This is a genomic window from Nitrospirillum guanabarense, from assembly GCF_034653355.1.
Taxonomy (GTDB): domain Bacteria; phylum Pseudomonadota; class Alphaproteobacteria; order Azospirillales; family Azospirillaceae; genus Nitrospirillum.
On record NZ_JAYEER010000004.1, the window covers coordinates 765,079 to 779,574 of the forward strand.

The 14,496-nt window shown below is 69.4% G+C and carries 13 protein-coding genes; 7 read left to right on the forward strand and 6 right to left on the reverse strand.

Translation table 11 applies throughout. From position 1 onward, the window contains the following. The first annotated feature begins 2 nt into the window (after positions 1-2). Together UAA55_RS21560 and UAA55_RS21565 are read left to right on the forward strand one after the other, a co-directional pair. Complete coding sequence (locus tag UAA55_RS21560) at positions 3-860, forward strand: phytanoyl-CoA dioxygenase family protein (RefSeq protein WP_322955273.1); 858 nt, start codon at positions 3-5, stop codon at positions 858-860. Beyond that, complete coding sequence (locus tag UAA55_RS21565; protein ID WP_322955275.1) at positions 861-1,664, forward strand: SDR family NAD(P)-dependent oxidoreductase; 804 nt, start codon at positions 861-863, stop codon at positions 1,662-1,664. Positions 1,665-1,778: 114 nt separating this feature from the next. Here UAA55_RS21565 and UAA55_RS21570 read toward each other — a convergent pair whose 3' ends face one another. Both UAA55_RS21570 and UAA55_RS21575 read right to left on the reverse strand, forming a co-directional pair. Next, positions 1,779-3,248, reverse strand: a complete 1,470-nt coding sequence (locus UAA55_RS21570; RefSeq protein ID WP_322955276.1) for a glutamine synthetase family protein — start codon at positions 3,246-3,248, stop codon at positions 1,779-1,781. Next, positions 3,218-4,543, reverse strand: a complete 1,326-nt coding sequence (locus tag UAA55_RS21575; protein WP_322955277.1) for an aromatic ring-hydroxylating dioxygenase subunit alpha — start codon at positions 4,541-4,543, stop codon at positions 3,218-3,220. The genes UAA55_RS21570 and UAA55_RS21575 overlap by 31 nt, the downstream gene beginning before the upstream one ends. Positions 4,544-4,834: 291 nt before the next feature. Here UAA55_RS21575 and UAA55_RS21580 point away from each other — a divergent pair, with 291 nt between their 5' ends. Next, on the forward strand, positions 4,835-5,437 hold the full coding sequence (locus tag UAA55_RS21580) for an LOG family protein (protein ID WP_322955279.1): 603 nt from the start codon (positions 4,835-4,837) through the stop codon (positions 5,435-5,437). A 19-nt stretch (positions 5,438-5,456) separates the two neighbouring features. On the opposite strand, the gene UAA55_RS21585 is transcribed toward UAA55_RS21580, so the two are convergent. From UAA55_RS21585 to UAA55_RS21600, 4 genes are read right to left on the reverse strand one after another with little or no spacing between them, the layout of a single operon-like run. Then, complete coding sequence (locus tag UAA55_RS21585) at positions 5,457-6,935, reverse strand: aldehyde dehydrogenase family protein (protein ID WP_322955280.1); 1,479 nt, start codon at positions 6,933-6,935, stop codon at positions 5,457-5,459. Next, a complete protein-coding gene (locus UAA55_RS21590) occupies positions 6,932-7,348 on the reverse strand; it encodes a DUF3830 family protein (RefSeq protein ID WP_088874452.1) in 417 nt (138 codons plus the stop codon). Before UAA55_RS21590 ends, UAA55_RS21585 begins: the two co-directional genes overlap by 4 nt. Positions 7,349-7,378: 30 nt before the next feature. Next, the gene (metC, locus tag UAA55_RS21595; RefSeq protein WP_322955282.1) at positions 7,379-8,575 is read right to left on the reverse strand and encodes a cystathionine beta-lyase; all 1,197 of its coding nucleotides are present in this window, start codon (positions 8,573-8,575) and stop codon (positions 7,379-7,381) included. A gap of 44 nt (positions 8,576-8,619) precedes the next feature. Next, positions 8,620-9,414, reverse strand: a complete 795-nt coding sequence (locus UAA55_RS21600) for an SDR family NAD(P)-dependent oxidoreductase (RefSeq protein WP_322955283.1) — start codon at positions 9,412-9,414, stop codon at positions 8,620-8,622. A 192-nt stretch (positions 9,415-9,606) separates the two neighbouring features. On the opposite strand from UAA55_RS21600, the gene UAA55_RS21605 reads away from it, so the two are divergent. The 4 genes from UAA55_RS21605 to UAA55_RS21620 all read left to right on the forward strand — a co-directional run bounded on the left by UAA55_RS21605 (position 9,607) and on the right by UAA55_RS21620 (position 14,493). After that, positions 9,607-10,836: an NAD(P)/FAD-dependent oxidoreductase gene (locus UAA55_RS21605; protein ID WP_322955284.1), complete on the forward strand. Its 1,230-nt coding sequence runs from the start codon at positions 9,607-9,609 to the stop codon at positions 10,834-10,836. A 60-nt stretch (positions 10,837-10,896) separates the two neighbouring features. Beyond that, entirely contained in the window at positions 10,897-11,199 is a 303-nt protein-coding gene (locus tag UAA55_RS21610; RefSeq protein WP_088874456.1) for a 2Fe-2S iron-sulfur cluster-binding protein, read from the forward strand. Between the two features lie 194 nt (positions 11,200-11,393). Beyond that, complete coding sequence (locus tag UAA55_RS21615; protein ID WP_322955287.1) at positions 11,394-12,404, forward strand: isopenicillin N synthase family dioxygenase; 1,011 nt, start codon at positions 11,394-11,396, stop codon at positions 12,402-12,404. Further along, a complete protein-coding gene (locus UAA55_RS21620; RefSeq protein WP_322955289.1) occupies positions 12,388-14,493 on the forward strand; it encodes a hydantoinase/oxoprolinase family protein in 2,106 nt (701 codons plus the stop codon). The genes UAA55_RS21615 and UAA55_RS21620 overlap by 17 nt, the downstream gene beginning before the upstream one ends. Positions 14,494-14,496: the final 3 nt, after the last annotated feature.

Here is a 14,496-nt window from a genome sequence, read left to right on the forward strand (position 1 = left end):
GGATGAACGTCGACGAAATCGTCTCTCATTACGACACCCACGGCTACGCCGTCGCGCCGGCCCTGCTGGCCGGTCCGGTGCTGGATGAACTGCTGGAGCTGACCGCCCGGATCGAGGCGCGCGCGGCCGACAGCATCGCCGACGACGCCTGGTTCGACTTCGACCAGGACGCCAGTGGCAAGCGCACCATCCAGCGCATCAAGAAGCCCAACCGCATCGATCCCTTCTACGCCCGCCTGGCCGGCCATCCCAAGATCGTCGACGTGCTGAACCGGCTGATCGGGCCCAACATCCGCCTGAACCACACCAAGATGAACATGAAGGCGGCCAACGGCGGCGCAGCACTGGAATGGCATCAGGACTGGGCCTTCGCCCCCCACACCAACATGTCCACCTGTGTCGCCTCCATCATGCTGGACGGCGCTTCGGCCGAGAACGGCGCCATGCAGGTCATCCCCGGCAGCCACAAGGGGCCGCTGCTGGACCACCATGACGAGGAAGGCTATTTCGCCGGCGCCGTGGATGTGGGCCAGGTCGCGCTGGACAAGGCCGCCCTGCTGGCCGGCCCGCCGGGCACCGTCAGCTTTCACCACCCCATGACCCTGCATGGCTCCAGCGTCAACCGTTCCGGCAGGTCGCGCCGCATCCTGTTCTACGAATACGCCGCCACCGACGCCTTCCCCCTGTTCTACAAGCTGGATTGGGAGGAGTACGACAGCCGCATCGTCGCCGGCCCGCCGACCAGCGAGGTGCGGTTCGAGCAGAACTACGTGAAGCTGCCGTTCCCGTCGCGCGCCGGCAGCTCCATCTACAAGATCCAGGCGGAATCCAACCGCCGCTATTTCGCGGAGGCGATGTAAGTGGCCCTCCAAGGGACGACGCGTGAACGGCCCGTGGCCCTGGTCACGGGCGCCAGTGCGGGCACCGGCAGCGAGATAGCCCTGGCGCTGGGCGCCGCCGGCTATGACGTCGCCATCACCAGCCGCCGGACGGCGGCGCTGGAGGAACTGGCCGGCCAACTGCGGGGGCAGGGGGGCGACGCCCTGGTCCTGACGGTGGACGTGCGTGACGCCGAGGCGCTGGACCAGGCGCTGACCCGCTTCCTGGAATGGACGGGCGGCCGGGTGGACGTGGTGGTCAACGCCGCGGGTACCACCGGGCCGCTGTCCCCGCCCATCGGCGAATTCAGCGTGGCGGATTTCGACAACGTCATCGCCACCAACCTGCGCGCGCCCTTCATCGTGCTGTCGCGCCTGCTGCCCGTCATGCGGGCGGCCAAGGGTGGGCGCGTCGTCAACATCGGCGGCAACCACGGCATGCGCGGCCGCGCCGGCCGGTCCAGCTACAGCGCGTCCAAATGGGGCCTGCGCGGCCTGTCGCGCAGCGCCGCGCTGGAGGCGGGGCCCGACGGCGTCACGGTGAACTACATCGCCCCCGGCCCCGTGGCCGTGCCCCGCATGAAGGCCGCCTGGCGCGCCCGGGCGGAGCAGGACGGCATCAGCGAGGATGAGGCGCTGACCCGCTACGTCGCCAACATGGGCATCCCGCTTGGCCGTCCAAGCGAACCGTCGGACGTCGTCGCCATGGTCCTGTACCTGGTGGGCCCCGGTGGTCGGAACATCACCGGCCAGGAAATGGTCATTGACGGCGGGGCGACACTTTAGTTTCGCCCTTCGGTACTCGCTCTGGCGGATGCAGTCGCATCCTAGGAAAAGTGAGGCGCCAGCAAAGAAAAACGCCCCGATCGGCTGACCGGGGCGTTTCACTTTCCGGCATCTTCAGTACAAATCGAAATATTCGCGGTGTTCCCAGTCGGTCACCGTGCTGTTGTAGCGGGCGACTTCGGCGCGCTTGATCATCAGGAAGTGATCGACGAAGCCGTCGCCAAAGCCGCGGCGCAGCAGGTCACTGCGGTCCAGCAACGCCAGCGCGGATTCCAGGCTGGTGGGCAGGGCCTCGGCCTCGGCCATATAGGGGCTGTCGACGGCAGGGGGCGGTTCCTCCCCGGCCTCGATACCGGCCAGGCCGGTCAGCATCTGGGAGGACAGGTAGAGGTAGGGGTTGGCCGCCGGCTCGCCGATGCGGTTCTCGATGCGGGTGGCCCCGGGTTCCCCACGCGCCAGCACGCGCAGCAGGGCGCCCCGGTTGTCCTCCCCCCAGGCCACCCGGTCGGGCGCCAGGCTGTTGGCGCGGTAGCGCTTGTAGCCGTTGATGGTGGGGGTGCTGAAGGGCGTGGCCGCTGCGGCACCCCGCAGCAGGCCGGCCAGGAACAGCCGGCCGATGCGGGACAGCCTGGGCGCGCCATCCGCCGCCGCGAACGCGTTGGCGCCGGTCCTGCGGTCGCGCAGGGACTGGTGCAGGTGCCAGCCGCTGGACATGGCGTTGGGCAACTGTGGCCGGCACATGAAGCTGGCGTGGTAGCCGTGGCGCCGGGCGATCTGTTTCACCGCGTTGCGGAACAGGATCATGTCGTCGGCCGGCTGGATGCCGTCGCCGGGGCTGAACACGAACTCACACTGGCTGGGCCCGAACTCCAGTTCCAGCGAATGCAGCGGCAGGCCCAGGGCCAGGCAGTCGCGCCGCAGGATGTCCAGCACCGGCTCGATCTGGTCGAAGCGCTGCTCGGTCAGGTAGGCGTAGCCCTGGTGCAGCAGGGTGACCTCCGGCGGCGTGCCCGGTTGCCCGGAATCCGCCGGCGCCAGCTTGGGATCCACCAGCCGGGTCAGATGGAATTCCACCTCCAGCCCGCTGACATAGTCGAAGCCGAGATCGGCCAGCCGCGCCGCCGCCGCCTGCGCGATCCGCCGGGTGGACAGGGCCACCGGCCGGCCGTCGGCGTGGTAAAGGTCGCACATCATCCAGGCGGTGCCCGGCGCCCAGGGCAGGTGCCGGAAGGTGGCGGGATCGGGCACCATGACCACGTCGCCGCCGCCCTGCAGGTCAGCGTTGCCGATGCCGGCCCCAGCGGTGAATACCGGCACCACCGTGCGGTGGGCGGTGTCCTTCAGCAACAGGGTGGAGGTGATGGCGCAGCCGTCGCGCAGGGCCCCGGGCATCGCGCCGGGCAGCAGCGTCTTGCCGCGCAGCAGGCCGTGCATGTCGGGGAAGGACAGGCGCACCTGACGCACGTCCCCGCCCTTGAGCCGGGCCAGCACCTCATCCGCCTGGCGCCGCTGGTCGTCCGTCCACAGGCCGTGGCGTTCGATGAAGGCCGGCATCAGGCGCTGGCCTTCACGGGCGCGGTCCATGGCGCCTGCGCCCGGCGGCGGGCGTCGGTGCGCTGCCAATAGGCCTGGATGTCCTCGCCCGCTTTGGCGACACCGTCCACCGTGGCGGGGCCGGTGACGCCGGCCGCGGCGGCCGCGTCCAGCACCAGCAGGGGCGCCTCGCCCTGGTCGGACTTGCGCATCTGGCTCATCAGCATCATGCGGTAGGCGACGATGGCCTTGTCGGTCGTGCCCAGGTGCTCGCGCGTGCGGTCCTGGATGCGGCCCTGGCTTTCCACCGCCCACTGGTCGTGGACGTTGATGTCCTCACCCATGCCGGTGTAGGTGCGGCTGCGCTGTTCCACCACGTCATAGCCGTAGTCGTTGTGGCGGCCCAGGCGCGGCTTGTAGTCGGGCAGGGTGTAGAGCTGCAGGCGCTGGCGGCGCATCTCTTCCTTGTTCACGGGCTCCGCGAAGCCGGTGAAGGCGGCGTACCAATAGCAGCTGACGTCGTCGATGGGCACATGCCACTGGGTGATGGTCATCGTCTCCGACAAGGGGATGACGAAGGCCTGGGGAAACAGCAGGTTGGTGACGCGCACATGCGTGTCGCCGGTGTTCAGCGCGCGCAGCGAGGTCAGGCGCAGGCCGATGTCCGTCTTCTCCACGCTGATGTCGGGATTCTCATACTCCCGCAGCACCTGGGTCATGGTCATGTCGCTGTCAGCGGACTGGGCGCGGAACTGGCGGCCATAGCTGCCGGCCGCGTCCTCATCCTCGAAGAAGCGGTGCAGGAAGCTGGCGTGCGCGGGGTCGATGCCCACCTCCAGCGCCTGCAGCCAGTTGCAGTCCAGATAGCCCTTGAAGGCGAAGACGTGGCTGTCCGGGGCGATGAAGCAGTCCAGGTCCGGGAAGGCCGGCGCCTCACCCTCACCCAGATAGCCGAAGACCATGCCGCTCTTCTCCACCACCGGATAGGCGCGCTGGTGGATACGGGTGCACAGCTTGCTGCCCGCCGGCTCACCCGGGGTTTCGATGCAGTTGCCGTTCACGTCGAACAGCCAGCCGTGGAACAGGCAGCGCAGGCCGCCACCCTCCAGCCGGCCGAAGGCCAGGTCGGCGTTACGGTGGGGGCAGTCGCGGTCCAGCAGGCCCAGGCGCCCGGCCTCATCGCGGAACAGCACCATGTCCTGGCCCAGCACACGCACCGCCTTGGCGGGACGGGCGCCCTCCAGCTCCTCCACCAGGGCGATCGGCTGCCAATAGCGCCGCAGCAGCGTGCCCAGCGATGTGTCGGGGCCTGACCGGGTGATCAGCGCGTTCTGTTCGGGAGTCATGCGGTTGCTCCTGTTCTTCCTTGGTGCCAGGCGGCCCTATGCGGCGCCGCGTGCGGATTCGTGCCCGCGTGCGGCCGGTTGTGTGTTCGGTTGAAAGCGGGACCCGTGCCAGTAATTCGCGGACGGCTTGGTACGCCCGCGTGGTTTTCCATAGTATGCACCCGGGGACACACCGGTCCCGTTGCCTAAACGGCGGCAGGGCGGTGCCGAAACAAACCGGCCGTCGCGTTGTATAGGCCCCCGCCATGACCTATGCTTTGACTGTCCGTTCCACTAGGGATGCCTCACGACATGGGTGTAGAAACGCCGGCCGCCGCCACGCGGACGTTGAAGAATATTGCGATTTTCTGTGGGTCGAACACCGGCCTGGGCGACGCGTTCAAGGACGCCGCCGCGCAGCTGGGCGCCACGCTGGCGCGCCGGGGCATCGGCATCGTCTATGGCGGCACGCATAAGGGCCTGATGGGCATCCTGGCCGATGCCGCCTTGGCGGAGGGCGGGCGCGTCCACGGCGTCATCACCCGCCGCCTGTTCGAAAAGGACCACCTGCATCCCACGCTCAGCCTGCATGAGATCGTGGACGGCATGCGGGCGCGCAAAGAACGGATGCTGACCCTGGCCGACGCCTGCATCGCCCTGCCGGGCGGCATCGGCACCACCGAGGAGTTTATGGAGGCCTGGACCCTGAACCAGCTGGGCGACATCGACAAGCCGGTGGGCCTGCTGAATGTCGGCGGCTATTTCGACGCCTTCATGGCCTTTGTCGACACCATGATCGCCCAACGCTTCCTGCCACCTGAGCATCGCGCCGGCATCGCCCTGGCTCCGGATGCCGACGGCCTGATCGACCAACTGCAAGTGTTCCGGAAGCCCACCGTGGCCAAGTGGCTGTAGCCTCCGGCGCCTGAGGGGATCAGCGAGAGCTGATCCACAGGCTTTTCGTCTCCAGATGCTCATCCAGGTGGGCCCGGCCGTATTCCCGGCCGTAGCCGCTGGCCTTCATGCCGCCCGAGGGCATGGCCGGATCGATGGCGTTGTAGCAGTTGACCCAGACCGATCCGGCGCGCAGGCGCCGGCCCAGGCGATGGGCCCGGCCCACGTCGCGCGTCCACACTCCGGCGCCCAGGCCGAAGGGGGTGGCGTTGGCACGGGTGACGACCTCATCCTCGGTGGTGAAGGGCAGGGTGGCCAGGATGGGGCCGAAAATCTCCTCCCGCACCGCGCGCATGTCGTCGCGCGCGTCCACCAGCACGGTGGGCGGGAAGAAGAAGCCCTGGTTATAGCCGGCGCCGGTCAGGCGGCCGCCGCCGCTGATGGCCGTGGCGCCGGCGGCCCGGGCGTCGTCCATATGCCCGCAGACGCGGCCCAGCTGGCGGGCGCTGACCAGGGGGCCCAGATCGGTGTCCGGATCCATGCCGTCGCCGATGCGCAAGGTCTGGGCGATCCGCGCCACCCGCTCGGCGAACTCCCGATGCACGGACTGCTCCACGAACAGGCGGGTGCCGGCGCTGCACACCTGCCCGGAATTGGCGAAGGCGGCGATGACAGCGGTGCGGGCGGCCGCGTCCAGGTCGGCGTCGGCGAAGATGATGTTGGGCGACTTGCCGCCCAGTTCCAGCGACAGCTTCGTCAGGTTGGCGCCCGCGGCGGCGGCGATGGCGCGGCCGGTGGTGTCCGATCCGGTGAAGGCCAACTTGTCGATGCCCGGATGGGCCGCCAGGGCGGCGCCCGCCTCAGCCCCGAGACCGGTGACGACGTTGAAGACGCCGGGCGGAACGCCGGCCTCCTCCGCCAGGCGCGCCAGCATCAGCGGTGCCAGCGAGGCGTCCTCCGCCGGCTTCAACACCAGGGTGCAGCCGGTGGCCAGCACGGGGCCGAGCTTGAGGACGGAGGCCCACAGCGGCCCGTTCCACGGGATGATGGCGCCGCAGACGCCCACGGGCTCCCGCAGGGTGCAGGCGAACATGTCGGGGTCGGACGGCTGGGCCGTCAGCCCTTCGATCCCCCGCGCCATGCCGGCGTAATAGCGCAGCAGATCGACCAGCAGGGCCACGCTGCCGCGCGTGTGCCGGATGGGCGATCCCATTTCCAAGGTGTCGATGCGGGCGAAATCTTCCGCATCCCGTTCCAGCAGGTCCGCCAGGCGCAGCAGCAGGCGCTGCCGGTCGGCGGGGGAGAAGCGGGGCCAGGCGCCATCCTCGAACGCCGTGCGGGCGGCGGTGACGGCGGCGTCGACCTCCCGCGGCGTGCCGCGCGCGACGGTGGCCAGCACCTGGCCGTTGGCGGGGTTGCGCGTCTCGAAGGTCGCGTCGGTCACCTGCCAGCGGCCGCCGATGAACAGGGCCTTGGGCTGGCCGTCCAGGAAGGGGTGCGCGGGGAGGGGCGCGCTCATGCGCGGGGCCGGAAGCTGATGGCTTGCGCCCCTTCCCACAGGACCTTGCGGCCCAGGGCCGGCAACTGCTGCTGGCCCTCGACGATGGTCAGGAAGTGGTTGCCGGCCAGCGGGCCCAGCTTGCTGGCGAAGGCGACGCCCCCGTAGGCCAGCAGGATCTCGGTTTCGCTGTAGCCGCCGGGATAGAAGATGAACTGCCCGGGGGCGGGATGGCGGGTGGCGTTCTCCCATGGCAGGTCATAGGGCGTGTCGCCCATGGGGATCCAGCAGCCCTCGCCGCTCCACCGCACGTGGATCAGCTTCTCGTCATAGGGCTGCATGGCCAGGAAGCGGGCGCAGGTGACGGGCGCCAGCTCTTCCTCCAACCGGGCGGCGAAGCGAAAGCCGCCGGCGGTGATGTCGATCAGGGTCATGGGATATTCCTAGGGCTTTAGGGCTTGGGGTCAGCAGGCAGCGGCCAGGCGGGCAAAGCCCCGTTCCAGGTCGGCGATCAGATCCTCCGGATCCTCCAGGCCGACATGCAGGCGCAGCGAGGGGCCCGGCGCCTCCCACGTCACGGCGGAGCGCAGGTCGGACGGGTAGGTCGGCACCACCAGGCTTTCATACCCGCCCCAGCTGTAGCCCAGCTTGAACAGGTCCATATGGTCCAGCATGGCGGCGAACTGCGCGTCCGTGCAGGCGTTCAGCACCACGCCGAACAGGCCCGACGCGCCGTCATAGTCGCGCTTCCAGATGGCATGGCCGGGGTCGTCGGGCAGGGCCGGGTACATCACCCGCGCCACCTCCGGGCGCCGCTGCAGCCACAGGGCCACGCGCAGGGCCGATTCCTGGTGCCGCTTCATGCGCAGCGCCAGGGTGCGCAGGCCGCGCAGGGCCATGTAGACGTCGTCCGGCCCGCCGCAATAGCCGGAGCCCGAGGCCGTCTTCTTCACCGGGATGAAGGCTTCCTCCGTGCAGACGGCGATGCCCAGCATCAGGTCGGAATGGCCGGAGATGTACTTGGTGGCGGCGTTGACCGAGACGTCGACGCCATGTTCCAGCGGCCGGAAGCACACGGGCGAGGCCCAGGTGTTGTCCATGATGGTCTTGATGCCCCGCGCCCGGCACAGCTTGGTGATGGCCGGCACGTCCGTCATCTCGAAGGTCAGGGAGCCGGGGGATTCCAGATAGACGACCTTGGTGTTGGGCTGGAACAGCGCCTCGATCCCGGCGCCGATGGTCGGGCGGTAATAGGTGATCTCCACGCCGAATTTGCGCAGGAAGTCCTCACAAAAGGCCCGCGCCGGGCCGTACAGGCTGTCCACGATCAGCAGGTGGTCGCCCGCCGACAGGAAGGCGGTGAGCGACGCGCAGATGGCCCCCAGCCCGCAGGAGGTGGTGACGGCGCGGTAGCCGCCCTCCAGCAGGGTCACGGCGTCCTCGAAAGCGCGGGTCGTCTCCGTGCCCTCACGGCCGTAGGTGAAGCCGACATAGGCGCCCGAGGCGCGGTCCCGCCGCGTTTCCAGCAGCGCTTCCACGCTGTCGAACAGGACGGTGGAGCAATGGTAGACGGGCGGATTCACGACGCCGTGATTGGCCTTCGGGTCACGGCCCGCGTGCAGGATCTGCGTTTCGCGCCGAAAGCCGCTCAAATCGCTCATGTCTCAAGCTCTCCCTGGATAACCATGCCCTAAACGACCATGACTTAAACGACCATACCGGCATCGACGACGATGTCCTGGCCCGTCATCATCCGCCCGCCCGGGCCCAGCAGGTGCAGCATGGCGGCGGCGACGTCATCCTCGCCCACCAGCCGCCCCAGCGCCGTGCCGGCGGTGAAGCGCTTCAGCGGCGCGTCCTCAGGCTCGCCGTTGGCCGCCGCCGACTGGCGGAACAGGCGGCGCAGCCGTTCGCCGTCCACGCCGCCGGGCGAGATCATGTTGATCGTGACGCCATGCGGTGCCGCGTCCAGCGCGGCGGACCTCACCAGCCCGCGCAGCGCCCATTTCGAGGCGGCGTAGACGGAGAAGCCGGCCACCCCCTTGTGCCCATAGGTGCCGCCGATAACGATGACCTTGCCGCCGCCGCGCGCCACCATGCCGGGCAGGGTGGCCGTCAGGCTGTTCAACACACCCAGCACATTGGTGTCGAAGCAGTGACGGTACGTGTCGGCGGAATTGGTCCAGATGGGCGCGCGCGGCGAACTGACGCCTGCGGCGCAGATGGTGATGTCCAGCGGGCCCAAGCGTGCCTCGGCCTCGGCGGCGGCGGCCTTCATCGCCTGTTCGTCGGTGACGTCGGCGCTGAGCGCGCAGACCGGGCCGCCCCGGGCCTGCAGGTCATCGAAGGCGCTCGCCCCCGCGTGCGGATCGCGGCCGATCACGGCGACGGCGCAGCCGGCATCCGCCAGGGTGCGCGCCAGCATCAGGCCCAGCCCCCGCGTTCCCCCCGTCACCAGTGCGGCTTTGCCCGCCAATGCGCCCGTCAGTGCCCGTTCCATGGTTCGACCCGAAATCCCTTTGTTCCATAGAATCACTAATGCGCCGGCAGGGTCGGGAAAAAGTGATCATTTGGCCACGGCGCCTGTAGAAAAAAGCACCGCCCCGGCCTCTTGTGTTGCCGTAATCATCAACAGGACCGCCCGCCAGACCCGGCCGGCGGCGTCACAAGGCCGTTTGGCGGATAGGGTAACATGCAGCACGACGTCCTGATCGTCGGCGCTGGGCACGGTGGTGCCCAGGTGGCCATCACGCTGCGCCAGCGGGGTTACACCGGCGGCATCGCCCTGGTCGGGGATGAGCCGGAACTCCCCTACGAACGCCCGCCCTTGACCAAGGACTACCTGTCCGGCGCCAAGCCGTTCGAGCGCATCCTGATCCGCCCCGCCGCCTTTTGGCAGACGCGCGGCGTCACCTTGCTGCCGGGGCGGCGGGTGGTGGCGGTGGACGCGGCGGCCCATACCGTGACCACGGCCGGGGGCGAGGTCTTCGGCTATGGCCAGCTGGTCTGGGCGGCCGGCGGCCAGGCCCGGCGCCTGGCCTGTGCGGGCGGCGATCTGGCCGGCGTGCACACCGTGCGCACCCGCGCCGACGCCGATGCCCTGCGGGCGGAGCTGCCGGCGGTGGAGCGGGTGGTGGTGATCGGCGGCGGCTATGTCGGGCTGGAGGCGGCGGCGGTGCTGCGCGCGGCGGGCAAGTCCGTCGTCCTGCTGGAACAGGCGGACCGCGTGCTGGCCCGTGTGGCGGGGGCTGCACTGTCCCGCTTCTATGCGGATGAACACCGCGCGCAGGGCGTGGACCTGCGCCTGGGCGGCCAGGTGAAGGATATCGTTGGCGACGGGCGGCGGGTGACCGGCGTGCGGCTGGCGGACGGCGCCCTGATCCCGGCGCAGATGGTGGTGGCGGGCATCGGCATCACGCCGGCGGTGGAGCCTTTGCTGGCGGCGGGGGCCGAGGGCGGCGACGGTGTCGCGGTCGACGCGTTCTGCCGTACCTCGCTGCCCGATATCCGCGCCATCGGCGATTGCGCCCTGCACGCCAACGCCTATGCCGACGGCCGGCGCATCCGCCTGGAATCGGTGCAGAACGCCAACGACATGGCGATCACCGTGGCCAAGGCGCTGACCGGGGCGGCGGAGCCCTATCACGCGGTGCCGTGGTTCTGGTCCAACCAATATGACCTGAAGCTGCAGACCGTGGGCCTGTCGGCCGGCCATGACGCGGCGGTGCTGCGGGGCGACCCGGCGGCACGCAGCTTTTCCATCGTCTATTTCCGCGCGGGCCGGGTGGTGGCGTTGGATTGCGTCAACGCCATCCGCGACTACACCCAGGGCCGCGCCCTGGTGGAGGGTGGTGCCCGCTGTGACCCGGCCGCCGTGGCCGACATCAGCGTTCCGCTGAAGGACCTGGCCACCGCCGCGTGACCGGTTTCATTTCTTGCCTGGTCTTGCCTGGCTTCATTTTTCCTGGGGATAGGGACACCCATGCCGATTATCACCGTTGTCAGCCGGGACGGCACCGGCCGCGCCGTCGAGATGGACACGGGCACGACCCTGATGGAGGGCTTGCGCGACCATGGCTTCGATGAGGTGCTGGCCATGTGTGGCGGCTGCTGTTCCTGCGCCACCTGTCACGTCTATGTCGAGCCGGCATCGACGGCGACGGAGGAGGAGGACGCGCTACTGGCCCTGTCCGCGCATCGCCGGGATAATTCGCGGCTGTCCTGCCAGATCACGCTGGCGCCGGACCATGACGGCCTGCGGGTGGAAATTCCACCGGAGGATTGATTGGTATTCTGCGAACCGAACCAAATATTGCGTTGGCGGGATACTGCAACAGTGATCATTCGGCCACGGCGTCGTCAGGAAAAAGCACCGCATTGCCTTGCCGTGTTGCCGTAATCATCATCGCAACGGACCGTCCGTCCTGAGCACTGGGCCGCCTGACGGGGTAGGTTCAAAGAATAGTCTCGGAGGTTGAAATGAGCAGAAGCGAACGCAGCGCGGACGATATTGCCGCCGCCAGCGCCATTTCCCTGGCTGAATTACCTTTGATCGATTTCGCGCCCTTCCTGTCGGGTGATGCGGCCGCGCGCCGCCGGGTGGCCGCCGAGATCGCGCACGCCTGTGAGGAGATCGGCTTCTTCTACTTGGCGGGTCACGGTGTGCCGCAGGCGACGGTAGACGGCATCTTCGGCCAAGCCGATGCCTTCTTCTCCCGCGACAAGGCGGACCGCCACACAGCCATGGCGACGCCGGACTGGTATCGCGGCTGGATCCCCGCGCCGGAGGCCCAGCCCTTGTCGCGCAACACCCGCATGTTCGAGCAGTATCGCCTGCAGCACGAATGGCCGGCCAACCCGCGCGACATGCGGCACGCCGACATCTTCGACAAGCCCAACCGCTGGCCCGACGACATGCCGGCCTTCAAGCAGGCCAGCGAGGACTACCTGGCGGCCATGCTGACCTTCTCCCGCGAGCTGCTGCGCGCCTTCGCCCTGGGCCTGGGCGTGGCGGAGGACCGTTTCGACGATTGCTTCCATCAGCCGGCCTCGCAGCTGAGCATGAACTACTATCCCCAGCTCCCCATGGATGCGCAGGACGAGGTGTCCAACATGGTGGCCCACACGGACGAAGGGCCGTTCACCGTCCTGGCGCAGCAGGATGTCGGCGGGCTGGAGGTGAAGCGCCGCGACGGCGTGTGGATCCAGGCGCCGCCGGTGCACGGTGCCTTCACCATCAATGTCGGCGACATGATGATGTGGTGGTCCAACGGCCGCTTCTTGTCCAACTATCACCGCGTGCGCAACCGCGACGGCGCCCGCCGCTTCTCCGTGCCCTACTTCGCCAACCCCGATCGCGAGGTCGTTGTGGCCCCGCTGCCCGAGCTGCTGGCGGGTGCCGAGCCGAAGTACAAACCCGTGCGCGTCGCCGACCATCTGGCCCGCTTCTATTCCACGCTGTCCAAGAATCCCCATGACATCTACAACTGACCGCGGCCCCTCCACGCCCAAGGGCGCGCGTATCGGCGCCGACATCGGCGGCACCTTCACCGACATCGTGCTGGAGGTGGGCGACCGCCGGCATTCCACCAAGCTGCTGACCACCTATGACGCGCCGGAGCGGGCCTTGCTGGACGGCGTGCGCCTGCTGCTGGACGAGGCGGGCGTGGCGCCGGCCGAGGTGTCGCTGGTGGTGCACGGCACCACGCTGGCGACCAACGCCCTGATCGAACGGCGGGGCGTGCCCACCGCCCTGCTGACCACCGAGGGTTTCCGCGATGTCCTGGCCCTGGGCAGCGAAAGCCGCTTCGACCAGTACGACATCGGCATGGAAAAGCCCCAGCCCCTGGTGCCGCGCCGGCTGCGCGTGGGCGTGGCGGAGCGTATGGACGCGCGCGGCCAGGTGCTGGTGCCGCTGGACGGCGATGCGGTGCGCGCCGCGGCGGCGCAGTGGCGGGAGCAGGGCATCCGCAGCGTGGCCATCGCCTTCCTGCACAGCTACGCCAACGACAGCCATGAGCGTCGGGCGGCGGAGATCCTGGCGGCGGAGATGCCGGGCGTCAGCCTGTCGCTGTCGTCGGAGGTCTCGCCCGAGATGCGGGAGTATGAGCGCTTCTCCACCACCGTCGCCAACGCCTACGTCCAGCCGCTGGTCGATGCCTATCTGCACCGCCTGGATGACAAGCTGAAGGCCATGGGCTTCGGCTGCCCGCTGTACCTGATGCTGTCGTCCGGCGGCCTCACCACTGTGGAGGCCGCCGCCCGCTATCCCGTGCGGCTGGTGGAAAGCGGACCCGCCGGCGGCGCCATCTTCGCGGCGTCGGTGGCGGCGGAGCGGGGCGTGGGCCAGGTGGTGGCCCTGGACGTTGGCGGCACCACCGCCAAGATCTGCCTGATCAACGACGGCATGCCCCAAACCTCGCAGGTGTTCGAGGTCGGCCGCGCCCACCGCTTCCGCAAGGGCAGCGGCCTGCCGTTGCGCATCCCGGTGGTGGAGATGGTGGAGATCGGCGCCGGCGGCGGCTCCATCGCCTCGGTCGACAACGCCGGCCGCCTGGCGGTGGGCCCGCACAGCGCCGGATCCGAGCCCGGGCCGGCGGCCTATGGCCGGGGCGGCACCCGCCCCACCGTGACGGACGCCGACATCACCCTGGGCCGCATCGACCCGTCGCGCTTCGCCGGCGGCAAGGTCACGCTGAACGCCGGCGCCTCCCACGACGCCCTGGCGGCCTTGGGCATCTGGGACGGCAAGGCGGAGACGCTGGCCATCGGCGTCAGCGAGATCGTGGACGAGACCATGGCCAGTGCCGCCCGCGTCCACGCCGTGGAACAGGGCATGACCCTGGACGACCGCAGCCTGATCGCCTTCGGGGGCGCCGCCCCCCTGCATGCCGCGCGCTTCGCCGAGAAGCTGGGCATCCGCGAGGTCATCATCCCGTCGGGTGCCGGTGTCGGCTCCGCCATCGGCTTCCTGCGGGCGCCGGTGTCCTATGAGATGGCGCGCAGCCTGACCCTGCGGCTGGATCAACTGGACCTCGACCGGCTTAACAGCCTGCTGGACGGCATGACGGCCGAGGCACGGGCCCTGGTGGAGGCGGGCGCTCCGGGGGCGGCCCAGGTGGAACGGCGCACCTGCCTGGCCCGCTACAAGGGCCAGGGCTATGAAATCCCCTTCGAGATCCCGGCCCGCACCCTGGTGCCTGAGGATGTGGACCTGCTGCGCGCGGCGTTCGAGACGGCCTACCGCACCCAGTACGGTGGCGTGACCCTGGACCTGCCCATCGAGGCGCTGATCTGGCGGGTCACCGTGGGATCGCCGGCCTGGAAGCCTAAGGATAGGGCGGTGGTGACGGCCACCCGCGACGTGGAGGTCACGCAGCGGCGGCCGGTGATCGACCCCGACAGCGGCGTCGCGCTGTCCTTCGCCCTGGTGCGGCGCGAGGCCATGCGGCCGGGCGACCGGGTGCAGGGCCCGGCGCTGATCACCGAGCGTGAGACCACCACGGTGGTCTCCCCCCGTTTCGATGCCTGGATGGACGCCAACGGCTATCTCATCCTGACCCGGCGTGAGGAAGGTTAACCG